The sequence below is a fragment of the Aminobacter ciceronei genome, assembly GCF_014138625.1.
Lineage (GTDB): Bacteria > Pseudomonadota > Alphaproteobacteria > Rhizobiales > Rhizobiaceae > Aminobacter > Aminobacter ciceronei.
Window position 1 is genome coordinate 24,971 of sequence record NZ_JACJHY010000023.1, and the last position, 25,741, is coordinate 50,711.

A 25,741-nucleotide genomic window follows, 5' to 3' on the forward strand; every position below is an offset into this window, starting at 1 on the left:
AAAGTCCTGAACAGCTGGCAGGAAGTGCCGCATCGGCGTCACTCGCTGTGGTAGTCGTCGATGAGCATGCGCTCGAAATCGAGCCCGCGCTGCCAGTTGTTGAGACGGCGATAGACGGCGTGGCCATAGTCGTCAGGCAGGTCGACCCGGCCATCGGTCTCCACCAGGACGCAGGCGCGCAGCCGCTTGCGATGTTCGTGGACCTTGGCAAGCGTGACGGCGCGGACGCGCTCGCGCGGCACGTTCCGCGCTTTCATCTGAGCGACGCCGTCGCGAACCGCTTCTTCAGTGGGTTCCACTGTCAGCCATGTCTCGGGGTCGCCGAAGATATGGCGGCCGCCGATCGAGGGCGTCGAGACGACGGGCAGCCCGGCAAGCAGGTATTCGATGCTGGCATACATCGCGCCTTCTTCCGCCGACAGGCACAGGCCGGTGGCGCTTGCCGCCATGACCGAATTGATCGCCCGCCAATCGAGCTTCTCGATGCGGTGGCCATCGTGCGGGTTGAGAAAGTGATGCGCTGGCATCATGCGCTTGAGCTCGTCGAGCAGATCGGCGGTCTTCTGTCGTCCGGTGAGGCGCGATTCGTAGAAGACGTGCGCGGCGCTTGGCACCAACCGGGCCAGGTGACGGCGTTTCCAGGGACTGATCATGGCGTTGTAGAAGGCATCGTAGGTGTTCTCGACACCAGATACGGGCTTGAACGTCTGTTCGTCGGCCAGGGCATTGTGGCTGCAGAACAGCGCGTTCAGTCCATTCTCGCGAAATAGCGCGACTTCCTCGAGTTCGTTGCACATGAAGACGAAGCGATGCTCGGGAAAGCGGCGGCGATAGAGCCGCTCAGCGGTCAGCGTCCGCAGGACCTGCCGCTCCTTGCGCATCGCCCAAGTGAACCAGACGAGAAACAGGGCAGGGCGGGCGGCCAAGCGAGATCCAAGATAGTTCGCAACGCCGAGTGGCGCGTGATTGAGCATCGAGGAGGTAAATACGGGGCACGAGCCGTCGTCGAGCCGCCCCGCTGCCATCCTGAGTTCTGCTCCAGCCCTTGTCGCTGCATCAGGTGCAAAGCCGGGTCCGGCGTGGATTCGGGTTCGGTAAGCTAGCCTCAGCTTGTTCTTCAGTCGCATGTTGCCCACAAGCCGTGCCCATCCAAGGCTCACCTATCGCATGGGAACCACCCGACAGAGAAGGGCCACGGAGAGGTGCCGAAAATTGCCACCAAAAACAATCTGGACGCGAGTATTGCGTTTTGCAATGCAACCCTATAGATATCCCGGCCCGCAGCTGTTGCTTATATGTGCATTTGCTTGATAAGCAGTTTGCCGGGAAAAAACCTAGGGGTAGGGCAGGCGTGGGGTATTCGACAATTTACGCGGTCTCGGGCAACGACATCGTCTATGAGACGTTCGATGGTGACGCGGTCGTTCTCGACCTCGCCAGCGGCAGGTATTTCGGCTTCTCCGACAGCGGCAGCTGTGTATGGGAAGCGCTGATCGCACAGGTTCCGCCGGCAAGTCTGGTCGGCCGCACCTGCGGCAGCGGACAGCTTTCCGCCGCCGACCTGGATGCTTTCATTGCCAGGCTGAACGAGTATGGACTGCTTTCGCCTGCGACCGGCATGGCATCGGCCGCATTGTCGCCCGAGCTCGCGCAGCGCCTGGCGGCGGCCCGCGAGGCGCTCAAGATCGACATGCACGACGAGCTCGCCGACCTGGTGATGGTCGACCCGATCCACGACGTCGACGAGCCTGCCGGCTGGCCGGCGGTGAAGCAGTAGCGCCGGTTTCCGGCGCATTTCGATACCACTTGCTGCCTTCAGGTTCCGATGCGACGTGTAACCCTTGACGATCTTGCCGACTATGCGCGCGAGCTCCTCGCCGCCTGCGAGGCGAATGCCGATGCCTTTCCCGGGAAAAGCCGGGTCGAGCTGCCCGGCCTGGCGATCGACGTGTTTTCCGATCACGGCGAACTGGCGAGGGCGCTTGGCCATGGCATGGTTGCAGAGATAGCTGCCGGACGACCGGCGACGCCGGGGCGGATTTTTCTCGCCCACCCTGGCATTGGCTCGATTCCGCAGCCGGCGTTGTGGGGCGAGGCGCTGTTTCATCCGAACATGTTTTCCGAGCGGCTCGAAGCCAACGGCCTGCGCGGCCATTACTTCCACGACCTCAGCTACTGGCAGTTCTACGATGTCGAAAAGCGGCTGGGCGTGCAGCTCATGCGGTCCGCCGACGGCTGCCCGCCATGGGAGTTCGGTGCCCCGCTGCGCTGCTTCCTGCATTGGGAATATGCGGCGCGCGGCATGCGCCTCACGCATGCCGGAACGCTCGGCAAGGGCGGCAGGGGCGTGCTGCTGGCCGGGGCCGGCGGCGCCGGCAAGTCGGGCACGGTCGCCTCGGGCCTGCTTGCCGGGCTCGACAGCGTCGGTGACGACTACGTGCTGGTCGAATTCGACGGTGACCGTTCGCTGGCGCGCCCATTGTTCACGACGCTGAAGCAGGACCAGGCGGGTTTCGACCGACTTGGGCTAGCTCGGCTGTTGCCCGATCCAGGCCTCCTCAACTGGCAAGGCAAGTACCAGTTCAGGGTCCAGGATCTTTGCCCGCGTGGCGTCGCCAGTGAACTCGACATCGTGGCGCTGCTTGTGCCGCAGATATCGGGCGCCGCGCAAAGCACCATCACGCCGCTTTCGCGCAAGGACGCGCTTATGGCGCTGGCGCCGTCCGGCATCGCGCAGATGCCGGGCGAACGCGAAAGCGGATTTCGTTTCTTTGGCGAGCTGACACGTCGGTTGCCGTGCTACACTTTGACACTGGGCACGCGCGGCAACGAGATCGCGGAGACGATCGCCGCGTTTCTGGATAGGGGCAATTCATGAAGCTGGGCATCGTGCTGCCCGTCTACAACCGCGAGAGCTACATCGGCTCGGCGCTGCGCTCGGTTTTGCGACAGAGCGACGCCGCGCAGCTCGACATCATCGTCATCGACGACGGCTCGGTCGACGGTACCGTGGCGGCTGTGCGGTCATTCATCGCCGACGGCGCGCCGATCCGCCTGTTCTCACAAGCCAATTCAGGCGTGACCAAGGCGCGCAATGCCGGCCTGCGCCGGCTCTCTGACGACACCGAGTTCGTCTCCTTCATCGATTCCGACGACATCTCACCCGCCGGGCGCTTTGCCGCCGACCTTGCCTATTTCAAGACCGATCCGGCGCTCGAACTCACCTATTCCTACATGCGCATGGTCGACCAGATCGACGACGAGACGCTCGAGCCGGTTGCAGGATGCGACGACCGCATCTTTCGCGGCGTGCATCTGTCGGCCGGCATCTATCGGCGCAGCCTGATCGCGCGGATCGGCGATTTCGACGAGGAGCTGGCGCAGGCAGAGGACACCGACTTCCTGTTTCGCATCTTCGAGCAGAGGGCGCGATTTGTCTTTCCCGACACGATCGCGCTCTACTACCGCCGCCATGAACACAATCTGACCCGGAACGTCGCCGAGTCGCGGCGGGAGTTCCTCAAGGCGATGCAGAAATCGATGCGCCGCCGCAAGGCCGACCCGACGCTCGGCGACCTCAGAGGTTTCATCCAGGTGGCGCATCCGTCGGGCGATGGGGCGCCGCTGCGGTCATGAGCTACAGCGTCGTCATTCCCGCCTGGAACGCGGCCCGCACGATCGCCGAGACGCTGCGCTCGGTTGCCGCGCAGACAGTGCCGCCTGCCGAGATCATCGTCGTCGATGACGGCTCGACCGACGAGACCGAGGCGGTGACGCGGCAATCGGGCGTTCCGGTCCGATATGTCAGGCAGGACAACTCCGGACCGGGCAGTGCCACGACGCGCGGCTTCGCGCTGGCCAGGGCGCCCTTCATTGCAACTGTCGACGCCGACGATCTGTGGCTTGGCGACAAGATCGAGCGTCAGTTTCGCAGGCTGGAAGAGGCGCCGCAGCTGGCTGCCGTGTTCACGCAGTGGCGAACCTTTCGGCATGGCGAACCAGACGATGGCACCGGCAAGGTGACGCCCGGCTGGTCGCGCACGACGATGTTGTTCCGTAGCCAGGTGGCGCTTTCCGTCGGCCCGGTGATCGACCCGCCAGGCAACCGCGGTGAAATGGTCGACTGGCTTGGCCGGGCCCGCGAAGACGGCCACCAGCTCGGCATGATCGATGAGGTCCTGGCCCTGCGCCGGATCCTGCCGGGAAGCATGTCCTACGGCCGCGATCCCGAGCGCGACCGTAGCTATCTCGAGGTCGCAAGAATGGCCATGCTGCGGCGCAAGCTCAAGAACGCCGGACAGGGCTGATGGCATCCACGTCACGCCGCATCGGCCGGCGCTTCCCCGACTATGGCTGGGCATGGCCAACCAACGGTCTCGACCAGTTGCTCAAGGCGGTGCTGTTGCCGGACCATGCGGTCGCGCAGACGCAGGCCTTGCGGTGGCTCGATGCCAACGACATCGATGCCGTCGAGTTCCGCGAGCACAGGCTGCTTGCCGCGATCGCCGACCGGTTCGGCAAGGCGCTGGCGATGCATCCCGCCTATCCGCGTCTCGCTGGCCTGCAGAAGATGCTGTGGACCAAGTCGCGGCTTGCCATGCGCGAGGCCGAGCCCGCACTGAGGGCCATCGTCGCGGCCGGCGTGCCGATCATGCTGCTCAAGGGCGCGAGCCGCATCGCGGTGGAGCCGGCGGCACAGCGCGGCCGGGTGGCGCACGACATCGACATCCTTGTGCACCCCGAGCACATGGTGGCCGCCTTCGACATGCTGCGTCATGGCGACTGGCAGGTGTCGACAGGGGTCAGTCCCCAATATCTCAAGCCGCGGTTAGCTGCGGTGCGGTCGATGAATTTCTTCAAGGGCAGCTATGGCGACATCGATCTGCACCAGGTCGCTTATGACTGGTCGCAGGCAGATGAGGCGGACGACGCTGCGGTTTGGCAGCGCGCCACGCCGGCCTCCTTCACCAGTCTCGACGTGCTGGTCCCTTCGACCGCCGACCGGGTGACGCTGGCGATCGGCCATGGCGGCCTCGACGCTCATACCCACAGCGACTGGCTGGTCGACACGGCCTCGGCGATCCGCGCCGGCGGCGTCGACTGGGCCGTGCTTTGCGACGTCGTCGCCCGCAGGCACCTTGCCGTGCCGACGGCGGTGGCGCTGAGCTATCTGAAAGCAGAGATGTCGGTGCCGGTTCCCGACGATGTGCTGGAGCAGGTGGTCGACATGGCCGATCGCGCCGGCGCCGCCCGTATCGCTGCCTTGCTGCAGGCCAAGCCGCGGACCGACTTCAAGGGTCTGACCTGGCTGTCACGCGGTGTCGCCAAGCAGTTGCGCATGCGCAAGAAACGCGCTGTCCGTGAGCGCGAGCTGCCCGGCGTCGTCTGGCACGGTCGGCGCACACAGGCGGGCGATGGTGCGGGGCAGGTCACCCCGGCACTGGCGCAGCAGGTGCCGTTGCCGCCGGCGGCAGTTGGCGGTGCGCCTGCCGAGATCGACATTGTCGTGCGGCTGGACGTGCCGCCGGTGCGCCGTCGCATCGAGATGGAGCTGAATGGCGGCGAATGCCATTTCGCGCGGTTGCGCTATCGCAAGCTGGGTAAATCAGGCGGCCGGCTGACCTTGCGGTTTCGCGGTACCATCCGGCCGGACCAGGCGGATGGCGCGTTGGTGCTGTCGGCGCGGCCGTCGCGACAGTTCCGCGCGTGGGAGCATGAGCAGACGGTCGCCACCTATGGTGCGGTGCCGTTCCAGATCGTCTCGGTGACCGTTTCGCCGGCTCGCTGAGCCGGAGAACAGTTTGCGCTGCCTGCAGTTCCGCGCAACCTGGTCTCAGCATCGTCGCGGCTCAGGCAAATGCCGCCCTGTATAGTCCCGGATGGCAACTTGACTTTACCTTGGCCGTCGATAGGTTGGCGCCGTCATGGTCTTCCGCCGCGAGGTGGAAGCTAAGAGGGAATCCGGTGCGAAACCGGAGCTGTCCCGCAACTGTAAGCGGTGAGCCTATTGCCCCTGTGTCACTGGCATTCGTGCCGGGAAGACGGGCGACAAGGCTAGGACCCGCGAGCCAGGAGACCTGCCTGACAGAGTGAGATTCCGTGGTCGGGGTGTGCCACAGGAATGCCGGTTCCCGTCCGGAAGCCCGTTTGCGGCTTTTGCCAGGTCTGCATTTCCGCATCCCCGCCAGGGCAGTCAGAGGTTGGCGCGGCGATGTCGGGAAGAACGGTTTCCCCAGAATATCGAAAGTTTGGGCGGACGCATTCGTCGCCTGCTGCCGTGGCATCGCGCCTCTACCTATTGTCCCGGACGCCTTCCGGGCATGGCAACGCCAGGCGTTGCGCACCCCTTTCAAGCAAGGAGAGATCATGAACATCAGACATTGGATCCTTTGGCTCGGGCTCGCCGCGGCATCCGCCATTGGCCTTGCGCCGGCGGCCGCGGATAGCTTCACGGACGATGCCGGCCGAACGGTCGAGCTGGAACTGCCGATCAAGCGGGCGGTGATCTTCAACCGCTACGCGGTCGAGTTCGCCCGCGCCATTGGCGCCATCGACAAGGTCGTTGGCGTCGATGCCAGCACGATGCGGGATCCGACCTACTGGCCGCAGTTCAAGGAAGCCGACATTGTCGGCCAAGGCCAGACGCAGCCCAATTACGAGGCGATCGTTGCGCTCAAGCCGGACCTGGTCATCATCCCTCGCAACGGCGTCTATGAGGAGGCAGCCAAGCAGCTCGAAGCCTTCGACATTCCGGTGCTGGTCGTCACCGCCTGGGACACGCTGCAGCATGTCGAAAACGTGACATTGTTCGGCAAGCTGTTCGACGAGAAGGAAAAAGCCGATGCGCTGAACGCCTACTACACCAAGTACATGGACCTGCTGGCCGAGCGTCTGAAGGGCGTCGAGCGTAAGAAGGTTTATCTTGAAGAGGTCCGTGATCTCGTGACCGTCACGCCCGGCTCAGGCTGGCACGACATGATCGAGGCCGGCGGCGGCACCAATGTCTTCGGCGACATCGACATCAAGAAGGAGCCGTCGTCGCGCGGCAACGAAAACAGCTTCACCGTCGATCCCGAGGAGATCATCGCGCGCAAGCCCGACCTGGTGATCAAGCTGCAGCCCGGCTCCTACCAGACCATCCCGGAGGCAAAATTCGCCGAGAGCTGGAGGGCGATCGTCGCGCGCGAGGAAATATCAGGCACGCCGGCAGGGCAGGCGGGCGATGTCCGCCTGATCAACTACTACCTCGCCGGCGGCTCGTCCAAGGTCACCGGCGCGCTGCAGGTCGCCAAGTGGCTCTATCCCGACCTCTTCACCGACGTCGATCCCGAGGCTGCGATGAAGGAATGGATCGAGATCTACCAGGGGCTGCCGTTCCAGGGCGGCATGACCTACCAGGGCACAGCCTCCAACTGATCGACCAGCACGCCGCCGCCCGTCAGGCGGCGGCGTACCCTCTCAATCCGGAGCCTTAGACCATGGACATCGCAAGCAGTGCCGGTTTGGCGCGTGGCCAATCCGACGGCATTTCCAGCCTCTACCGCCGAGCTGGCTATCGCAAGGCGGCTGTCATCTTGTGGTCGCTGCTTGTGCTGCTGCTCGTCGCCGGCGGCGTTGCCATCGTCGGCATCGCCGAGACGGGGCTGGTGACGCTGCTCATGGTCATCCTGCAAAAGGTCTCGTTCGGCCATTTCGTCGCCGAGGTCGATCCGCAGCAGGCGCGGGTGCTCGTTTATCTGCGCCTGCCGCGCGTCGTCATGGCCATGGTAGCCGGTGGGTCACTGGCATTCGCCGGTGTTTTGATGCAGGCGATCACCCGCAATCCGCTGGTTAGCCCCTACACGATCGGCGTGTCCTCGGCGGCGGCCTTCGGTGCCTCGATCGCCATCATGTTCGGCATAGGCTTCAGCGCCGCCGGGCTCTATTTCGTGCCGCTGACGGCATTTCTGTTCGCGCTCGGCTGCGCCGTGCTGGTGTTCTCCATGGCCTGGCTGCGCGGCATGGGGGCACAGACGATGGTGTTGACCGGCATTGCCCTGATGTACCTGTTCAGCGCCATGACTGCAGCCGTGCAGTTCGTCGCCACCCAGGAGCAACTGGCCCGGGTCGTGCACTGGACGTTCGGCAGCCTGAACGGCATCGGCTGGGATGCGGTTGCCGTCTCTGGTGCGGCACTGCTGGTCGCCCTGCCGCTGGCGCAGTCGCGGGCCTGGCAATTCAACGCGTTGACGAGCGCCGGCGACGACGTTTCGCGTTCGCTCGGCATCAATGTCGCGCTGCTGCGCGGCATCGCCGTCGTGCTGTCGGTGGTGGTCTCGGCGGTGGTCATCAGCTTCACCGGCGTGATCGGCTTTGTCGGGTTGATCGGGCCGCATGTCGCCCGGCTGCTGATCGGCAGCGACCATCGCCATCTCATCCCGTTTTCGGCGATCTGCGGCGCCATGCTGCTGCTTCTGGCCGACACTGTCGGGCGCATGGCGTTCAGCCCGACAGTCATTCCGGTCGGCATCGTCGTCGCCTTCGTCGGCGTGCCGCTGTTCCTGCACCTGATCCTGTCCAGGCGCTCGGAGTATTTTTCATGAGCGACTATCTTTCCGTCGACAAGGTCAGCTTCGGTTATGGCAGCCGCCCCGTGCTGCGCGAGGTCTCGGTCGGGCTGACGAAGGGCGACATACTCGGCCTCATCGGCCCCAATGGTGCCGGCAAGTCGACCCTGGTGCGGACCGTGCTCGGCCTTGCCACGCCGTCGTCGGGGCGGATCCTGCTCGACGGCCACGACATCCGCGCAATGTCGCCCAAAGTCCGCGCCCGCCGGATCGCCTATGTGCCGCAATCCTCGCCGCTCAGCTTTCCAGCGACGGTGTTCGAGACCTGCCTGCTCGGTCGCACACCGCATATGGGGGCGAGCCCGAGCCGTGGTGATCTCGCCGTCGTCGAGGACATGCTCAGGCGGCTGCGCCTCGAGGATTTCGCCTTCCGTCCGATGTCGGAGCTCAGCGGCGGCGAACGCCAGCGTGTGATGCTTGCGCGTGCCCTGGCGCAGGAGACCGAGGTGCTGGTGCTCGACGAGCCGACGAGCGCGCTCGATATCGGCAACCAGCTATTCACCCTGCGCGTGGTGGCCGAGATCGCGCGCGAACGAGGTGTGACGGCACTGGTCGCCATTCATGACCTGTCGCTCGCCGCCCGCTTTTCCGACAGCCTGCTCCTGCTCGACAAGGGCGCCGTTGTCGGCCATGGCAACTGGCGGAGCACGTTGACCGAACAGACGGTGCGCGACGTCTATGGCGTCAATGTAGAGATCGGGCTGCTGCGCGACATTCCCGTTTTTGCCCCGCACGAGCTGACCTGATGCGGCTCGACATTTCAGGCTTTGCGCGAGGGGGAAGGGCCCAGAGCCACGCTTCGGTGTTGCGGCTCTGCGAAGACGTCGAGCGCATGGGCTTCGACGGCATCTGGTTCAACGAGTTTCATTTCCAGAACCCGCCGCAGGCTTATCCGTCGACCTTGATCCTCGCCTCCGCCATCCTTGCCCGGACGCAGCACCTGCGGGGCGGCACCTCCATCGTGGTGACGCCGCTATACCATCCATTCCTCTTGGCTGAGGAGGTGGCACAGTTGCACTGGCAGAGCGGCGGCCGCATCGACCTGGGCATCGGCCGTGGCACACATCCGGCGACGCTTGCCGCGCTGGGCATCGCCGCCGAGAGCACCAGGGCTCGTTTCGAGGACTCCTACCGGATCATGCGCGATGCCTGGACATCAGGCGCAAGGATCGAAGAGGGCGCGTGCTGGCCGGCTTCGGAGGTTTCGGTTGGACCGCTTCTTCCAGGCGAGACGGTACCGGTCTATGTCGCCGGCACCTCGCGCGACACGCTTGGCTTCGCCGCCCGCGAGGGATTGCCGTTGCTGCTCAGTCTCGATCCGCCTGAAGTCGGGCAGCTTGCCACCTACCAGGCAATCCTCGAGGAGGAGGGCCATGCCTGCCGTCTGCGGGCGTCGCAACTGTCTCGCTATGTCTGCATCGCTCCGACGACGGTGCAGGCGATGGGCAAGCTCGACGAGCTCGTGCCGCGGCTGTTCGAACGTCGGGTTGCGTCGGCAAAGGCCGCAGGGCGGTCTACTGACCAGATCGTGATGCCCGACCGGCAGACGGCCATGGCGCGGCAGGTGATTGCAGGCTCGCCGGACGATTGTGTGGCGCAGCTCAAGGCGCTGGCGGCAGTTACGGGTATCGATGCCATGCGCCTGGTCTTCAACGGCAACGGCATCGTCGACATGGCGGCGGCGCTCGCCGACATGGAGTTTTTCGGACGCGAGGTGCTGCCAGCCTTGCGGCCCGCCTGAGCGCGTCTCAGGCGGCCTTGTCGGCCGCATCGGCACGGTCTGCCTTGCGCGCCACCACCCAGCCCAGCAGGGCCGCGCCGAAAAGCACGACCGCCGCGAGGTAGAAGGCGAGGCCGGGATAGGGCAGCGGCGTGCCGTCGCGCACCGTCCAGGCATAGACCGCGCCGAAGAACAGCGGCGAGGCGACGCCGGCGATGCTCGCCACGCTCATGTTGGCGCCTTGCAACTGGCCCTGCTCGAATTCGGAAACGCGCTGGGTCATCAGCGACTGCGTCGTCGGCATGGCGAGGCCCCAGAGCGCGTTCGGAATGATCGCCAGCGAGAACCAGAATCCCGTAGGCGCAAGGCCCATGCAGGCGATGCCGAAGGCGCCGGCAAACAGGCCGAACACCATCGTAGCGCGATCGCCAAAGCGCTTGACGGTCGGGCCGACGATCAGACCCTGGACGATCATGTCGAGCACCCCGACCATTGCCAGCAGCGTGCCGACCTCCCAGGCATGCCAGTTGTAGCGATAGGTGGCATAGAGCACGAACACCGCCGAAAAGACGTGATGGGCGAAATGCAGCAGGAAGGTCACTGCGGCGAGCCCGGTGAGCTCAGGGTGCGAACGCAGCAGCATCATCGCGCCGAAAGGATTGGCGCGGCGCCAGGAAAACGACATGCGCTTTTCGCGCGGCAGAGATTCCGGCAGCACGAAGGCACCATAGAGGAACGCGAGCCCACTCATTGCCGCCGCCACCCAGAACGGCGCGCGTGGCGAGATCTCGCCGAGGAAGCCGCCCATCAGCGGACCGGCGACGAAACCGGCGCTGAAGGCAGCACCGATCAGGCCGTAGGCGCGGGCGCGGCCCTCGGGCGGGGTAATGTCGGCCATATAGGCGAAGACGGTTGTGAAGCTCGACGAGGTGATGCCGGCGACGATGCGGCCAAGCGCCAGCCACCACAGGTTCGGCGCCAGTGCCATCAGCACGTAATCGGCGGCAAGGCCCGCCGTCGACAAAAGGATGACGGGACGGCGACCATAGCGGTCGGACAGCGAGCCGATGATCGGCGAGCAGACGAACTGCATGAAAGCCCACAGCGCGATGAAGACACCGTTGATCCAGCCAGCATCGGCGTTGGACCCGGCGAACTCCTCGATCAGCGAAGGCAGCACCGGAATGATGATGCCCATGGCGACGATGTCGAGAACGGCGGTGACGAAGATGAAGGCGATTGCCGCCTGGCGCCGCGACGCTGTGATGGACATGATGGTGGCCTCGATGGACGTGCCTTATAAAACAACCTGACGCGCGATCCAGCCGTGGCGGCGTATATTGTCCAAACCTACTGACATTGGGGCAAGAGCACCGAAGCGCTGAACCAAGTCTTCACGCCTTGAAAAAGCCGACCTACAAATGCGGTCGGATTCGAGACACGGGCGCGCCGCGCGCCGTTCTACAAGACTGCCGACACTACTGCGCCGCGCGTCGAATTGGGTGCGCAAAGGACGCTGTAGCATTGTGAAACCGTGCATGATCCCCATGCACCAAGGAGCCTGCCATGCTGCGCAAGACGGATTTCTTCATCGACGGAAAGTGGGTCGCGCCGACGGTCGCCAAAGAGCTCGACGTCATCAACCCGGCCGACGAGCAGCCCTTCGCGGTGATCTCGCTGGGATCCGCCGCCGACGTCGACAAGGCGGTTGCCGCAGCGCAGCGCGCCTTCCCGGCGTGGAGCGCCACAAGCCGCGAACAACGTATCGCGCTCTTGGAAAAGCTGCTCGCCGCCTACAACAGGCGAGTGCGAGACATGGCCCAGGCGATTTCCTGGGAGATGGGCGCGCCGATCAAGCTGGCGCTGGAACAGCAGGCAGCCAGCGGCTCGGGCCACATCAAGAGCTTCATCGAGGTGCTGAAAAGCTTCGAATTCGAGGAGCCGCTCAACGACAAGAACCCGCAGGAGCGCATCGTGCGCGAGCCGATCGGTGTCTGCGGGCTGATCACGCCGTGGAACTGGCCGATGAACCAGGTGGCGTTGAAGGTCGTGCCGGCGCTGGCAGCCGGCTGCACGGTGGTGCTGAAGCCGTCTGAGATCGCGCCGATGTCGTCGATCGTGTTTGCCGAGATGATGGAGGAAGCAGGCTTCCCGGCCGGTGTCTTCAACATGGTCAATGGCGACGGGCCGACAGTCGGCGAGGCGATGTCGCGCCATCCCGGCATCGACATGATGTCCTTCACCGGTTCGACCCGCGCGGGCGTGGCCGTGACCAAGGCTTCCGCCGAGACGGTCAAGCGCGTGGCGCTGGAACTGGGCGGCAAGTCGCCCAACATCGTCTTCGACGACGCTGACCTCACCGACGCGGTGACGCGTGGGCTGGCGCATTGCTTCGAGAATACCGGCCAGTCCTGCAACGCCCCGACACGTATGCTGGTGCAGCGCCCGGTCTATGCCAAGGCGGTCGACATCGCGGCGAAATATGCCGCTACCGTCAAGGTCGGCAACCCGGCCGAGGATGGCGACCACATCGGCCCGCTGTCGTCCGACGTACAGTTCGAAAAGGTACAGGGCATGATCGATGCCGGTATCAAGGAGGGCGCGCGTGTCGTTGCCGGCGGCCTCGGTCGGCCCGAAGGTTTCAACCGCGGCTATTATGTACGCCCGACGGTGTTTGCCGACGCCAACAACGACATGCGCATCGCCCGCGAGGAGATTTTCGGCCCTGTCGTGGCGATGATCCCGTTCGAAACGGAAGAGGAAGCCATCGCCATCGCCAACGATACGCCCTACGGCCTGTCGGCCTATGTCCAGACCGGCGACAAGGCGCGCGCCCAACGCGTGGCGCGCAAGCTCCGTGCCGGCATGGTGCAGATCAACGGCACCGACCGCCCCTATGGCAGCCCCTTCGGCGGCTACAAGCAGTCCGGCCTCGGCCGCGAGGGCGGCAAATGGGGCATCGAGGATTTCCTCGAGGTCAAGGCGATCAGCGGGTTCGAGGAAGGTCTGGGCTGATCTCTTTTCGTCTCAAGAGGTTCCCCCTCTCCGTCACGGCTTCGCCGTGCCACCTCTCCCCCACGTTGTGGGGGCGAGGAACCCAAGTTTCTGCGAGGTCGCACTCTACCTGTGCAGACCAGTCAATTTCGCTAGGGCCTGCGTGATTGGCGTTTCCTCTCCCTCACGGAGTGGGGAAAAGGTGGCTCGGGCGAAGCCCGACACGGAGAGGGGCTTCAAGCGAAACCGCCTCTCTTAACCCCCGTTCCGCCTCAAATATTCCATGGCAATCTTACGCATCCTTGTGCCATCGATGCTGTCGGCGTGGCCGCCATGGGCGATGCTTACCGGCAGATCGATGAGGCGCCGCATGGTGGCACAATAGGCGGTGCGGTCGGAATCCGGCATGTCGTCGACCAGAAGCCCACAATGGATGGCGTCGCCCGAGAACAGCGTGCCGTCATGGCAGTCGAACAGGCCGATCGAACCGGGCGAATGGCCGGGCAGATGCAGCACGGTAAAGCTGCGATCGCCAAGCTCGATGACATCGCCCTCTTCAAGCAGGCGGTCAAGCGGCGCAGGCACAATGGCATAGTCGGCGGAGCTCCAGCCGGGCCAGGGCAGTTCCGAAACCGCGCCGGGAAAATTGCGGAACATATTGGCATAGGTGGCCTCGTCGGGCATCGTCGCGAAGAATTCCGCTTCGACGCGGGGGCCGGCACGCCAGGCAAATTCGTGCAGCGAACCGACATGGTCGAGATGCACGTGGGTTGCTACGGCGAGCAGCGGCTTGCCCGGCGTGATGTCGATTTCGGGTGCGAGCGCACAGATGCCCATGCCGGTGTCGACAAGCATGTCGAGGTCGCGGCCGCGCACCAGCCACATATTGGCGCGACAATAGTCAGTGACGAAGGGCTCGCTCAGCATCGTCGTCGTCGCGTCGACGATGGTTCTCGAAAACCAGCCGGGACGGGGCTTCACACGAAGGGCCTGCCGATCTTGAAGCGGCCGGGCACCAACCGCCTGAGATAGTCCATGCCCTTTTCGGACAGATGGTTGACGTCTGGCAACATGTAGTCGTCGGGCATGTGCCGGGTCTTGCCGGCGACATTGGCCAGCGGCACCAGCTTCAACACGGTCTTGCCGCCCTCATATTTCAGCGCCACCGAGCCGCCGCCCTTGTCGGCCGCATCGACGGCGAAGACGCCGGCGTCGAAGGCCTCCTGCGCGTCGACGGCATTGACCGCGCCGATGTAGCCGCGCGGCATGTAACCGAGCGCGTCGACACGGGCGCGCTTGCCCGGCAGGCCTTCGGCGAGCGCGTTCTCGAAGGCGCGGCTCAGGTCGCTGCCCGAAAGCTTGATGTTGCCATGGGCGTCGCGCTCAAGCTTGTCGGCAGGCACGATGCTCTCGACCAACGCCTTGCCGTCGGCGGTGCTGACGCCTTCGGAAACCGCAACGACGCAACGACGATGGCGGGCCAGCGTCTCCTTCACCTCGTCGATGAAGCGCGGCACGGAGAAGGCACGCTCCGGAACGTAGATCAGGTGCGGCCCATCGGTGTCTTCGTCGCGCCATGCGGCGGCGGCGGCGGTCAGGAAGCCGGCATGACGGCCCATGACGATGCCGACATAGATGCCGGGCAAGGCGCGGAAATCGAGATCGACCGAGAGGAAGGCGCCGGCGACGAATTCCGCCGCCGAAATGAAGCCCGGAGTGTGGTCGTTTTCCTTGAGGTCGTTGTCGATGGTCTTGGGCGCGTGCACGAAGGCGATACTGCCCTGGGCCGCATCCGTCAGGATCTGCTGGGTGCCGGCGGTGTCGTTGCCGCCAATATAGATGAAAGCGCGCGCATCGGCCTTCTTCAGGCCTTCGAGCACGAGATCGCAATAGGCGGCATCAGGCTTGTCGCGCGTGCTGCCGAGGGCCGCGCCCGGGGTCGCCGCGATGCGCAGCAACTGCTCCTCAGGGATGTCGGTCAAGTCGACATAGTCACCGTCGCGGATACCGCGCACGCCGTGCCGCGAGCCGAGGACCCGCGCCTTGGGATGGCGGCGGCGGATTTCGAGCACGGCACCCGCCATGGTCTGGTTGATGACGGCGGTCGGTCCGCCGCCTTGCGCAATCACGAATGTCGAGGGCATGGTCGTCCTCCCCAAGGGTGCCGGAAATCGCCGTCGGAATGGCGCTGTTTTCCGGCACATTCGCCCTTCTGGCGAAGCGACGCAATGGGAGATTCAACCGGTTCGTAAGGTTTCGGAGATGAGCGGGCCGGAGCTTCCGCTCCGGCCGTCTGCTTTAGCCGACGACGATCGGCGTCTTGCCGTTGACGCGGCTGTAGAGGTCAATGACGTCCTGGTTGATCATGCGCACACACCCCGACGACATCGCCTGGCCGATGGTCCACCATTCGGGCGAGCCATGGACGCGGTAGCCGGTGTCCTGGCCGTTCTGGAAGATGTAGAGGGCACGCGCCCCGAGTGGATTGTCGAGGCCGCCTGGCTGGCCACCGGCCCATTTCACCAGCTCCGGCTTGCGCGCGATCATCTCGCGCGGCGGCGTCCAGGTCGGCCACTTCTTGCCATACTGGATGTTGGCGCGTCCGCTCCACAGGAAGCCGTCGCGACCTATGCCGACGCCGTAGCGGATGGCTTCGCCGCCGGGCTGGACAAGATAGAGGAAACGTTCCTGCAGCTTGACGACGATGGTGCCGGGGGCTTCGCCGGTCGGATCGACGACGATCTGGCGGCGGAATTTCGGATCGACCTTGGCAAAGGGGATTTCCGGCAGCTGGAATCCTTCGTCGGTGAAGGACGCATACATCACATTCGGGCTGGTGACCTGCTTGTCGACGCTGATCTGCGGGCGGACCGAACCGGTGACGGTGTTGTCCAGGCCCATCGCCGGCAACTCGAAGTCCATGGCACGGCTGCAGCCGGCGACCAGGCCAGCGGCACCGAGGCCGAACAGCACGTTGCGACGCGAGGCAAGTTTCGAAAATTCGGTCTTCGGAGCAGGCGACTTCGACACGGCACAATTCCACTCTATACGCGGGGCGGCCAGGCACCGGAGTGAAACTCCGGCTGTGGATCGCGTGTATTTTCACCATTCATGGTTGAAAAAGCATGAACGCCGCCTGCCGCGCGTTAAGGGCTTTACATCGGCGCGGAGCCGGAGCTTGATCCCGCATCCAATGAGGGAGAGTTGCCATGTCGTTTGAAAGCTGGGCCGCCTTTGCCGCCGCGTCCGCGGTGCTTCTCGTCATCCCGGGGCCCACGATCCTGCTCGTCGTATCCTACGCGCTCGGCCAGGGCTGGCGCACGGCACTGCCGATGGCCGTCGGCGTGGCGCTGGGCGATTTCACCGCCATGACGCTGTCAATGCTGGGCATCGGCGCGCTGCTTGCCGCGTCCGCCACAGTCTTCACCATCGTCAAGTGGATCGGTGCCGCCTATCTGATCTATCTCGGCATCAAGCTGTTCCGCGCCGGTGGCACGCTGGACGCCAAACCGCGCACGGATGCCGCGTCTGCCGCCAAGATGATGGCGCATGCCTGGATCGTGACCGCGCTGAACCCCAAGAGCATCACCTTTTTCGTGGCCTTCCTGCCGCAGTTCCTCGACCGCAGCGGCGATTTCTGGACGCAGATGGTGATCTTCGAGCTGACCTTCCTGACGCTCGCCTTCGCCAACGCCTTCGGCTACGCGCTGGTGGCTGCACGGGCGCGAAGTGTCGTGTCCAATCCTCGCGCGATCCGCATTTTCAACCGTACCGGTGGCACGCTTCTGGTCGGCGCCGGCATTGCCGCTGCGGCCACCCGCTCCGGGCACTGAGGAAGCTGTGATGGTGAAGGACGGGCTCGGGCTTGCGCTGAGCGGCGCCGATGCGGCGGCGGCTGCGCACTACGAGCGCGGGGTGAGCGAACTCCAGCGCTTTGTCGGCGATCCGGTCGGATCGGTCGACAAAGCGATCGCGACCGCGCCCGACTTTACCATGGCGCATGTACTCAAGGGCTGGCTCTATGGCCTCTCCACTGAACTTGAGGCGATGGCGGTGGCGCGGGATTGCCACGCTGCGGCTGCAGGGCTCGCGGCGACGGCGAGGGAAAAGGCCCATGTCGCGGCTCTCGGACGCCTCGCTAGCGGGCATTGGCATGAGGCCGGGCGTATCCTCAGCGAGCTGACGGCGGAGCATCCCACCGATGCATTGGCGTTGCAGGCCGGGCACCAGATCGATTTCTTCACCGGAAACGCCCCGATGCTGCGCGATCGTATCGCCAGGGCGCTATCGTCATGGGGCATGGGCATGCCCGGTTATCACGCCATACTCGGCATGCAGGCCTTCGGTTTCGAGGAGATGGGCGACTATGCCAGGGCCGAGGCGTTGGGGCGCGAGGCGGTCGAGCTCGAGCCGCGCGACGGCTGGGCCCAGCATGCGGTGGCGCATGTGATGGAGATGCAGAGCCGCCAGCGCGATGGCATCGCCTGGATGCGCGGCAACACCGACGCGTGGACGAAGGAGAGCTTTCTCCAGGTCCACAACTGGTGGCACTTGGCGCTGTTTCACTACGATCTCGGCGAGACCGACGAGGTGCTGGCGCTTTATGACGGACCGATCTACGGCGCGCAATCGAAGCTGGCGCTCAACATGGTCGATGCCTCGGCGATCCTGTGGCGGCTCAATCTCGGCGGTGTCGATGTCGGCGAGCGCTGGGCGAGCCTTGCCGCCAACTGGGCACCGAAGGCCGCGGCCGGCAACTATGCCTTCAACGATGCACACGCGATGATGGCCTTTGTCGGCGCCGGGCTGGAAGCGCCGGCTAAGGCGATGCTCTATGCCCAGCGCGAGGCGATTGCCCGCGACGATGACAACGCCGCATTCGCCCGGGATGTCGGCCATCCCGTCACATTGGCGATCAAGGCCTTCGGGGAAGGGCGTTATGGCGAGACGGTGCGGCTGCTCGAGCCTGTCCGGACCATCGCCCACCGTTTCGGTGGCAGCCATGCCCAGCGCGACGTGATCGAACTGACGCTGATCGAGGCGGCCCTGCGCGACGGCAACGATGCGCTTGCCGTGAAGCTTGCCTCCGCCCGTAACAACGCGCGGCCGGCCAGTCCGCTCTCGAGCCTGTTCGTCCAGCGCGCCGCGCTGCTCGCGCATGGCTGATCTGGGCTGACAGCGCTTTCCGAGGCGTTTGATTTTATTTTTTGCGAGTTCCGAAATAAATGTCGACCCGACCCCGGAATGTTTGCTAATAAGCAGCGTCCGTCGGAGGAACGGGACGATGGCCTGGCCGTTTCTGCCTGTTGGCGATGAAGGCCGGCCAATGACGTGAGAGGATGGACGCTTGCCGTCCGCGTCGCTCATTCGGGAGGAATGGCATGTATCTGGGGCTCGATCTCGGCACGTCAGGCGTGAAGGCACTGCTGATGGACGCCGACCAAAAGATCATTGGTTCCGGCCATGGTTCGCTCGACGTCTCCAGGCCGCATCACGGCTGGTCCGAGCAGGACCCTGCCGAATGGATCCGCGCCGCAGAAGAGGCGGTCGCCGAGCTCAGGTCCGCGCATCCAACAGAACTTGCCGCCGTGCGTGGCATCGGCCTCTCCGGCCAGATGCATGGCGCAACGCTGCTCGACGCCGCGGGAAAGGTGCTGCGCCCCTGCATCCTCTGGAACGACACGCGCAGCTTTGCCGAGGCGGCCAGCCTCGACGCCGATCCGCGCTTCCGCAAGATCACCGGCAACATCGTATTCCCTGGCTTCACCGCCCCCAAGCTCGCCTGGGTGCAGGCCAACGAGCCCGACATCTTCGCCAAGGTGGCAAAGGTGCTCCTGCCCAAGGACTACCTCAGGCTCTGGCTGTCAGGCGAATACATCTCCGAAATGTCCGACGCGGCCGGCACTTCCTGGCTCGACGTCGCGGTGAGGCGCTGGTCGCCGGAGCTGCTCGCCGCCACTGGCCTTAGCACCGACCATATGCCGTCGCTGGTCGAGGGTACCGACCAGGCAGGCACGCTGCGCGGCGAACTGGCTTCGAAATGGGGCATGGGGCAGGGCGTGGTGATATCAGGCGGTGCGGGCGACAATGCCGCCTCCGCCTGCGGGATGGGCACCGTCAAGCCGGGTGCTGCCTTCGTGTCGCTCGGTACGTCGGGTGTGCTGTTTGCGGCCAATGGCGCTTACCTGCCCAACCCGGAAAGTGCCGTTCACACCTTCTGCCATGCGTTGCCGCAGGCTTGGCACCAGATGGGCGTCATCCTGTCGGCGACGGATTCGCTCAACTGGCTGAGCACCATATCGGGCAAGGACGCGGCCGAGTTGACACGCGAACTCGGCGACGAATTGCGCGCTCCCTCAGGTGTCACCTTCCTCCCCTATCTCTCGGGCGAACGGACCCCACACAATGACGCGGTGATCCGCGGCTCGTTTACCGGCCTGGCCCATGAGATCGACCGCGCGGGCCTGACCCAGGCCGTGCTCGAAGGCGTTGCCTTCGCTTTCCGCGACAGTCTTGAAGCGCTGGCGTCGGCTGGAACGACGCTGACGCGGGTGACCGCCATCGGCGGCGGCTCACGCTCGCGCTACTGGCTGAAGGCGATCGCCACTGCCCTCAGCGTGCCGGTCGACATTCCCGCCGACGGCGATTTCGGGGCTGCCTTCGGCGCTGCGCGTCTCGGCCTGATCGCTGCCGAAGGTGCTGACCCGCACCAGGTTTGCACGCCGCCTGATACCGCCGAAACCATCGAACCTGTGGGAGCACTGGCAGGCGCCTATGACGAGGCCTACCAGCGCTATCGTAAGCTCTATGCGGCGATCCGGGGGACAATGTGAACGCCGAGCGTGCCAGATCAGCCCGGCACCTTGTCAAGAAAGCCGGTGATGAGGCTCAGGCGCCCGTCCTTGATGGTGGCGAAGTCAGAGCCTTCTATCACGGCTTCCGCGCCATCGGGACCAAGGCCCCAGGAAAAGCGGATGTTGTCGCCGAAGCCGTCGGCCTTGCCCTTCAGCTTGAAGCGGAAGCCGGGAAACTGGCCGTGCACGCCGGTGATGAGCGCGTCGATGCCGGCATGGCCGTCGCCCTGCATGATCGGGTCGCGATAGCTGACGCCGGTGGCGAAGGCAGCTTCGACAAGTCCCTTGCGGGCGGCGGCGTCGGTCTCGTTCCAGGCGACGAAATAGGCCTCGGCGATGGCGTTGTAGTCGGTCATTTCTGCTCTCCGTCTGACACGTCTTGGTTGACGCCACCCTTGTCGCAGCGGGCGCGAATGAAACCAATTACGCCTGAGGTAATCGAACACGGAAATTCGGCGACCGCCCCAAAACGGGCGGTCATGCGTATTCACTGAAAGGAGTTTTGCCATGAGCACCGGCTATTTCGGCGACATCAAGCCCGTCCGCTACGAAGGCCCCGACAGCACCAATCCGCTGGCCTATCGCCATTACAACGCCGACGAGGTGGTGCTGGGCAAAAGGCTGGAAGACCATCTGCGCTTCGCCGTTGCCTACTGGCATACATTCGCCTGGCCGGGCGGCGATCCGTTCGGCGGCCAGACCTTCGAGCGGCCCTGGTTTGGCGAGACGATGGAGAACGCCAGGCTGAAGGCCGATGTCGCCTTCGAGCTGTTTTCGCTGCTGGGCGTTCCCTACTATTGCTTCCACGATGCCGATGTGCGGCCGGAGGGTGCCAACTTCACCGAGAGTGCAAAGCGCCTCGACGAGATCGCCGACTATTTCGAAGCCAAGATGGCCAAGACAGGCGTCAAGCTTTTGTGGGGCACTGCGAACCTGTTCTCCAACCGCCGCTTCATGGCGGGTGCCGCGACCAACCCCGATCCCGATGTCTTTGCTTATGCGGCGGCGACGGTGAAGCATTGCATGGATGTCACCAAGCGGCTCAAGGGCGAGAACTACGTGTTGTGGGGCGGTCGCGAGGGCTACGAGACTCTGCTCAACACCGACATGGGCCGTGAGCTCGACCAGCTCGGGCGCTTCCTCAATCTGGTCGTCGACTACAAGCACAGAAGCGGCTTCACCGGCACCATCCTGATCGAACCCAAGCCGCAGGAGCCGACCAAGCACCAGTACGATTACGACGTCGCCACCGTCTATGGCTTCCTCAGGAAGTACGGGCTGGAGAACGAGGTGAAGGTCAATATCGAGCAGGGGCACGCGATCCTGGCCGGCCACTCCTTCGAGCACGAACTGGCGACCGCCAATGCGCTCGGCATCTTCGGCTCCATCGACATGAACCGCAACGACTACCAGTCGGGCTGGGACACCGACCAGTTCCCCAACAACGTGCCTGAAATGGCGCTTGCCTATTACCACGTGCTTGCCGGTGGCGGCTTCAAGTCAGGCGGCACCAATTTCGACGCCAAGCTGCGCCGCCAGTCGCTCGACGCCGAAGACCTGCTGGTCGCCCATATCGGCGGCATGGACGCTTGCGCGCGCGGCCTCAAGGCCGCGGCGAAGATGATCGAGGACAAGGCGCTGTCGGGTCCGCTCGAGGCGCGTTACGCCGGCTGGAATTCGGCTGAAGCCAAGGCGATGCTGGCTGGCGAACGCAGCCTCGAGCAGATCGCCGCGCGCGTCGTCGCCGCCGGCATTGAGCCGCAGCCGAAGTCGGGCCGGCAGGAATATCTGGAGAACGTCGTCAACCGCTACGTCTGACGGCTTCGCACGACGATGAACGACGGCGCCGGCCCCGAGGGCTGGCGCCATTTCTTGTCCGCACTGTCCGATGCCCAAACGCAGTCCTGCTGCTAGATGGACGCCTGGAAAGCAGGAGAGAGAGCATGGACATGCGCAACATCTTGGTGCGGCCGGCGAATACAGAGGACTTCGCCGCGGTAAAGCAGGTGTTGGCCGACACGTTCGAGAGCACCTGGCGGCCGGAGATCACCGAAGCGGCTGCCGAACGCTACCTCTCGTCCGATGTCGGCGGCCGTTATGTCGATGAAAACGGCCCCGCCTTCTGGGTCGCGGAAGTCGACGGCCAGGTCGCCGGCATGGTCCACTGGAGTGGCGACTTCATCGAAGCATTGCACGTCTCCGGCAGATTCCAGCGCCTCGGCCTCGGCAGGCTGCTGCTGGCGCGGGCCGAACAGGAGATCGGCAAGGCCGGTTTGCCGAAAGTACGGCTCGAAACCGATACGTTCAACCAGCAGAGCCAGGCCTTCTACCGCGCGCTCGGCTATGTCGAGACGGCAAATTATCCCGACGAGGAATGGGACAGCGGGCTGACCACTGTGCTGTTCGAAAAGTCGCTCGGTCGCGGACGGTGACAGGACAGGAATCGCATGGGTTGAGCCCCGGTGCGCAGGTGCACGCCTGCCCCTGAATTGCCTCTTTCTCGCCCTCAAGATGCCAGTCGAATCAGCGACTTACCGCGCCATGAGACGGGAACAAGAGACTTTCATCACACATGGCCACGAACCGGCGATCGACGCCCTGCTAAACAGGTCGGAGACCGGTTCGATCGTCGACCGGCTGATGGCATTACCGCCGTTGCTGGAGCCTGAGCTTTCCGACGAATGGACCCGGGCGGTTGCGTCACGCCTCGAGGCCATATTGGCCCAGAGCATGCGTTCGCGCATCGACGGCGTCGTCAACCAGGCGGCCTGATCCCAACAGCGTGGTTTGACGAAGCCAGGGCGGTCGGCCATCCTCCTTGCATGATACGCGCGGTGCTGCTCGATCTCTCGGGCGTCGTTTATGACGGCGACACGCCGATACCGGGCGCGGTCGCTGCCATCGGGCGGCTCCGCGCCGAGGGCTTGCCGATCCGCTTCGTCAGCAACACGACGCGTTCATCGCACGGGGCGATCATTGCACAACTTGCCAACCTTGGCGTCTCCGTCAGCAGTGACGAGCTGTTCACGCCGGCGCGTGCTGCGGTCGATTGGCTCGCCCGCGGAGGCTGCGCGCCCCATCTCCTGGTGCATCCCGACCTCGTGCCCGAATTCGCCGGCAACATGTTCGGCGACAGGAAGGCGGTGGTGGTTGGCGATGCCGCCGAGGCCTTCACCTATGCAGCGATGAACGCCGCCTTCCGCCAGCTGATCGATGGTGCTGAGTTTCTCGCGCTTGCCGTCAACCGCACCTTCAAGGATGCCGATGGCGGGCTCAGCCTCGATGCGGGCGCCTTCGTCGCGGCGCTCGAATTTGCGGCCGGCAAGCAGGCGACGGTGCTGGGCAAGCCTGCGCGGGACTTCTTCCATGCCGCGTTGGCCGGGTTGGACTGCCTGCCGGGACAGGCGGTGATGGTCGGCGACGATGCCGAAAGCGATGTTGCGGGTGCCTTGAGGGCGGGTGTCGGCTCGGCGCTTCTGGTGCGCACCGGCAAATATCGCGCCGGCGACGAAAGCCGCCACGCGCCGCATCCGAATGCCGTCGTCGACGATCTCGCGGCGGCGGTCGAGTGGATTCTCGCCCGCCGGGGCTAACCCTTGCGCATTCTCACCGGTGGTGTGCCGAATGCATGCGAGAAGCTGCGCGAGAATGCGGCAGCCGATGAAAAGCCGGTGCGCTCCGCCACTTCGGCCATGCTGACACGCGTGTCGACCACCAGCCGCCTGGCCGCGTTCAGTCTCAGCCTGAGATAATAGGCGCCGGGCGTCTCGCCGATCGAGCCGCGGAAAATGCTTTCGAGCGTGCGTGCCGTCACGCCCGCACGCCTTGCGATTGCTGCAATCGTCAGCGGCTGGTCGACATGTGCTTCCATCAGCCGGATCGCCTGGGCGAGGCGCGGGTCGTAGCCGTCGAGCCGGCCAAGCGAGACCAGCGGCTGCGCGTCGGTGGCGGCACGCGACTGGTCGTAGATGAAGACGCTGGCGACATCGAGCGCGGTGGCCATGCCGAGCCGCGAGCGTACCAGATGCAGCATCAGGTCGAAGGTCGGAGCCGCACCGCCCGAGGTGAAGACAGGGCCGTCGATGATGTAGCGGTCGGGGCGGACCTCGACGTCGGGGAAGGCGGCGGCGAAATCCTCCATGTCTTCCCAATGGGTGGTGGCGGCACGGCCTTCCAAAAGCCCGGCACGCGCGACCAGCCAGGTGCCGGCCTCGATGCCTCCGGCCGCTCGCGCCTGGCGGGCACAGCGCCTGATGCCGCCGAGCAGCTTCGAGGTGGTGTAGCCTTGGGTGCCGAAGCCGGCGATGACCATCAGCACGTCGCAGGGCTCGTCTGGGTCGAAGGCGCCGGATACCGCTACCGGCAGGCCGCAGGTGGTGATCGCCGGCTCGCCCGTGGCGGATACCAGCCGAAAGTCGAAATGCGTCTCACCTGATATGCGGTTGGCCGCACGCAGCGGGTCGACGGCTGATGCCACGCACATGATCGACGCGCCGGAGAAAACCAGCATCGTCACCTTGAGCGGCGAGCGCTCCTCGCGAAAGATTGTCGGCTTTTCGCTTTTTGCCATTTGGCTTTCGTAAAACGCAAAACAAGACGACGCAAGCGGCGCAATGATCCGTCAAGTTTCGTAAGGGAGGAATGCGATGCCGCTCGAGATGAACCGTGAGGTTTTCATTACCTGTGCCGTTACCGGGTCCGGCGGCACGCAGGATCGCAGCCATCTGGTGCCGCGTTCGCCCAAGCAGATCGCCGACTCGGCTATCGAGGCAGCCAAGGCCGGTGCTGCCATCGTCCACTGCCACGTCCGCGACCCGGAGACCGGCAAGCCGCGCCGCGACATCCATCTCTACCGCGAGGTGACCGAGCGCATCCGTGAAGCCAATGTCGACGTGGTGTTGAACCTCACCGCCGGCATGGGCGGCGACATGGTGTTTGGCGGCGTCGAAAGCCCGCTGCCGCTCAAGGAAGCCGGCACCGACATGGGCGGCGCCACCAACCGCGTCGAGCATGTGCGCCAGTGTCTGCCGGAGATCTGCACGCTCGACTGCGGCACGATGAACTTCGCCGAGGCCGACTACGTCATGACCAACACGCCGGGCATGCTGCGCGCCATGGGCGGCATGATGACCGCGATGGGCGTGAAGCCCGAGATCGAGGCCTTTGACACCGGTCATCTATGGTTTGCCAAGCAGCTGGTCGAGGAGGGCGTGCTTGCGCCCGACGCGCTGGTGCAGCTGTGCATGGGCGTGCCGTGGGGTGCGCCCGACGACCTCAATACCTTCATGGCGATGGTCAACAACGTGCCGAAGAGCTGGACCTTCTCGGCCTTCTCGCTGGGCCGCAACCAGATGGCCTATGCGGCCGCAGCGGTGCTGGCCGGCGGTAATGTGCGCGTCGGCCTCGAGGACAATCTCTGGCTCGACAAGGGCGTGCTCGCCACCAATGCGCAACTGGTCGAGAAGGCGGTCGCCGTCGTCGAGACCCTGGGCGCGCGGGTCATCGGACCGGAAGAGGTGCGTAAGAAGCTCAACCTCGTCAAGCGCGCGCCGCTGGCGGCCTGATGG

General features: G+C 64.8%; 25 protein-coding genes and 1 riboswitch. Of the genes, 18 read left to right on the forward strand and 7 right to left on the reverse strand.

Annotation, left to right across the window (positions count from 1 at the left end):
• Window positions 1-38 precede the first annotated feature (38 nt).
• On the reverse strand, window positions 39-926 hold the full coding sequence (locus HNQ95_RS21820; protein ID WP_182575230.1) for a glycosyltransferase family protein: 888 nt from the start codon (window positions 924-926) through the stop codon (window positions 39-41).
• Window positions 927-1,351: 425 nt separating this feature from the next.
• Between HNQ95_RS21820 and HNQ95_RS21825 the strand changes: the two genes are divergently transcribed.
• The 9 genes from HNQ95_RS21825 (at window position 1,352) to HNQ95_RS21865 (ending at window position 10,347) form a co-directional block, all read left to right on the forward strand.
• Window positions 1,352-1,777 (forward strand): PqqD family protein, encoded by a 426-nt coding sequence (locus HNQ95_RS21825; protein ID WP_182575229.1) that lies wholly within the window; start codon window positions 1,352-1,354, stop codon window positions 1,775-1,777.
• A gap of 48 nt (window positions 1,778-1,825) precedes the next feature.
• Window positions 1,826-2,878, forward strand: coding sequence for a serine kinase (locus HNQ95_RS21830; protein WP_154386389.1), 1,053 nt, complete (start codon window positions 1,826-1,828; stop codon window positions 2,876-2,878).
• Window positions 2,875-3,636 carry a glycosyltransferase family 2 protein gene (locus HNQ95_RS21835; RefSeq protein ID WP_067957945.1) on the forward strand — a complete coding sequence of 254 codons (762 nt, stop codon included), beginning with the start codon at window positions 2,875-2,877 and terminating at the stop codon, window positions 3,634-3,636. Before HNQ95_RS21830 ends, HNQ95_RS21835 begins: the two co-directional genes overlap by 4 nt.
• Complete coding sequence (locus tag HNQ95_RS21840; protein WP_182575228.1) at window positions 3,633-4,307, forward strand: glycosyltransferase family 2 protein; 675 nt, start codon at window positions 3,633-3,635, stop codon at window positions 4,305-4,307. Before HNQ95_RS21835 ends, HNQ95_RS21840 begins: the two co-directional genes overlap by 4 nt.
• Entirely contained in the window at window positions 4,307-5,788 is a 1,482-nt protein-coding gene (locus tag HNQ95_RS21845; protein WP_154386391.1) for a nucleotidyltransferase family protein, read from the forward strand. The genes HNQ95_RS21840 and HNQ95_RS21845 overlap by 1 nt, the downstream gene beginning before the upstream one ends.
• Window positions 5,789-5,908: 120 nt before the next feature.
• Window positions 5,909-6,098, forward strand: a riboswitch (cobalamin riboswitch).
• A gap of 268 nt (window positions 6,099-6,366) precedes the next feature.
• Entirely contained in the window at window positions 6,367-7,416 is a 1,050-nt protein-coding gene (locus HNQ95_RS21850) for an ABC transporter substrate-binding protein (protein ID WP_067957954.1), read from the forward strand.
• A 62-nt stretch (window positions 7,417-7,478) separates the two neighbouring features.
• Window positions 7,479-8,582, forward strand: coding sequence for a FecCD family ABC transporter permease (locus HNQ95_RS21855; RefSeq protein WP_182575227.1), 1,104 nt, complete (start codon window positions 7,479-7,481; stop codon window positions 8,580-8,582).
• On the forward strand, window positions 8,579-9,352 hold the full coding sequence (locus HNQ95_RS21860) for an ABC transporter ATP-binding protein (RefSeq protein WP_067957960.1): 774 nt from the start codon (window positions 8,579-8,581) through the stop codon (window positions 9,350-9,352). The genes HNQ95_RS21855 and HNQ95_RS21860 overlap by 4 nt, the downstream gene beginning before the upstream one ends.
• Entirely contained in the window at window positions 9,352-10,347 is a 996-nt protein-coding gene (locus HNQ95_RS21865; protein ID WP_182575226.1) for an LLM class flavin-dependent oxidoreductase, read from the forward strand. Before HNQ95_RS21860 ends, HNQ95_RS21865 begins: the two co-directional genes overlap by 1 nt.
• Window positions 10,348-10,354: 7 nt before the next feature.
• Here HNQ95_RS21865 and HNQ95_RS21870 read toward each other — a convergent pair whose 3' ends face one another.
• Window positions 10,355-11,599 carry a TCR/Tet family MFS transporter gene (locus tag HNQ95_RS21870; protein WP_182575225.1) on the reverse strand — a complete coding sequence of 415 codons (1,245 nt, stop codon included), beginning with the start codon at window positions 11,597-11,599 and terminating at the stop codon, window positions 10,355-10,357.
• A 293-nt stretch (window positions 11,600-11,892) separates the two neighbouring features.
• Between HNQ95_RS21870 and HNQ95_RS21875 the strand changes: the two genes are divergently transcribed.
• Window positions 11,893-13,341, forward strand: a complete 1,449-nt coding sequence (locus tag HNQ95_RS21875) for an aldehyde dehydrogenase family protein (RefSeq protein WP_154386394.1) — start codon at window positions 11,893-11,895, stop codon at window positions 13,339-13,341.
• A gap of 234 nt (window positions 13,342-13,575) precedes the next feature.
• On the opposite strand, the gene HNQ95_RS21880 is transcribed toward HNQ95_RS21875, so the two are convergent.
• The 3 genes from HNQ95_RS21880 to HNQ95_RS21890 form a co-directional block, all read right to left on the reverse strand.
• Window positions 13,576-14,247, reverse strand: coding sequence for an MBL fold metallo-hydrolase (locus HNQ95_RS21880; RefSeq protein WP_067966159.1), 672 nt, complete (start codon window positions 14,245-14,247; stop codon window positions 13,576-13,578).
• Between the two features lie 50 nt (window positions 14,248-14,297).
• A complete protein-coding gene (locus HNQ95_RS21885) occupies window positions 14,298-15,464 on the reverse strand; it encodes a diphosphate--fructose-6-phosphate 1-phosphotransferase (protein WP_067957972.1) in 1,167 nt (388 codons plus the stop codon).
• A gap of 154 nt (window positions 15,465-15,618) precedes the next feature.
• Window positions 15,619-16,350 carry a L,D-transpeptidase gene (locus tag HNQ95_RS21890; protein WP_067957975.1) on the reverse strand — a complete coding sequence of 244 codons (732 nt, stop codon included), beginning with the start codon at window positions 16,348-16,350 and terminating at the stop codon, window positions 15,619-15,621.
• A gap of 179 nt (window positions 16,351-16,529) precedes the next feature.
• Here HNQ95_RS21890 and HNQ95_RS21895 point away from each other — a divergent pair, with 179 nt between their 5' ends.
• The 3 genes from HNQ95_RS21895 (at window position 16,530) to xylB (ending at window position 20,153) form a co-directional block, all read left to right on the forward strand.
• Window positions 16,530-17,153 (forward strand): LysE family translocator, encoded by a 624-nt coding sequence (locus HNQ95_RS21895; RefSeq protein ID WP_067957979.1) that lies wholly within the window; start codon window positions 16,530-16,532, stop codon window positions 17,151-17,153.
• Window positions 17,154-17,163: 10 nt separating this feature from the next.
• Window positions 17,164-18,486 (forward strand): tetratricopeptide repeat protein, encoded by a 1,323-nt coding sequence (locus HNQ95_RS21900; RefSeq protein WP_210283836.1) that lies wholly within the window; start codon window positions 17,164-17,166, stop codon window positions 18,484-18,486.
• 215 nt (window positions 18,487-18,701) lie between these two features.
• Window positions 18,702-20,153: a xylulokinase gene (xylB, locus tag HNQ95_RS21905; protein ID WP_067957982.1), complete on the forward strand. Its 1,452-nt coding sequence runs from the start codon at window positions 18,702-18,704 to the stop codon at window positions 20,151-20,153.
• Window positions 20,154-20,170: 17 nt separating this feature from the next.
• On the opposite strand, the gene HNQ95_RS21910 is transcribed toward xylB, so the two are convergent.
• Window positions 20,171-20,530, reverse strand: coding sequence for a nuclear transport factor 2 family protein (locus tag HNQ95_RS21910; protein WP_067957985.1), 360 nt, complete (start codon window positions 20,528-20,530; stop codon window positions 20,171-20,173).
• Window positions 20,531-20,681: 151 nt separating this feature from the next.
• Between HNQ95_RS21910 and xylA the strand changes: the two genes are divergently transcribed.
• The 4 genes from xylA to HNQ95_RS21930 all read left to right on the forward strand — a co-directional run bounded on the left by xylA (window position 20,682) and on the right by HNQ95_RS21930 (window position 23,767).
• On the forward strand, window positions 20,682-21,992 hold the full coding sequence (gene xylA, locus HNQ95_RS21915) for a xylose isomerase (protein ID WP_067957987.1): 1,311 nt from the start codon (window positions 20,682-20,684) through the stop codon (window positions 21,990-21,992).
• A gap of 125 nt (window positions 21,993-22,117) precedes the next feature.
• Complete coding sequence (locus HNQ95_RS21920) at window positions 22,118-22,606, forward strand: GNAT family N-acetyltransferase (RefSeq protein WP_182575223.1); 489 nt, start codon at window positions 22,118-22,120, stop codon at window positions 22,604-22,606.
• Between the two features lie 109 nt (window positions 22,607-22,715).
• Window positions 22,716-22,946: a hypothetical protein gene (locus HNQ95_RS21925; protein WP_067966164.1), complete on the forward strand. Its 231-nt coding sequence runs from the start codon at window positions 22,716-22,718 to the stop codon at window positions 22,944-22,946.
• A 50-nt stretch (window positions 22,947-22,996) separates the two neighbouring features.
• Window positions 22,997-23,767 (forward strand): TIGR01458 family HAD-type hydrolase, encoded by a 771-nt coding sequence (locus tag HNQ95_RS21930; protein WP_182575222.1) that lies wholly within the window; start codon window positions 22,997-22,999, stop codon window positions 23,765-23,767.
• Here HNQ95_RS21930 and HNQ95_RS21935 read toward each other — a convergent pair.
• The gene (locus tag HNQ95_RS21935; RefSeq protein ID WP_182575221.1) at window positions 23,764-24,744 is read right to left on the reverse strand and encodes a GlxA family transcriptional regulator; all 981 of its coding nucleotides are present in this window, start codon (window positions 24,742-24,744) and stop codon (window positions 23,764-23,766) included. The two genes, HNQ95_RS21930 and HNQ95_RS21935, sit on opposite strands and share 4 nt — an antisense overlap.
• A gap of 76 nt (window positions 24,745-24,820) precedes the next feature.
• On the opposite strand from HNQ95_RS21935, the gene bcoG reads away from it, so the two are divergent.
• Window positions 24,821-25,738, forward strand: coding sequence for a 3-dehydrocarnitine:acetyl-CoA trimethylamine transferase BcoG (bcoG, locus tag HNQ95_RS21940; protein WP_154386402.1), 918 nt, complete (start codon window positions 24,821-24,823; stop codon window positions 25,736-25,738).
• Window positions 25,739-25,741 lie beyond the last annotated feature (3 nt).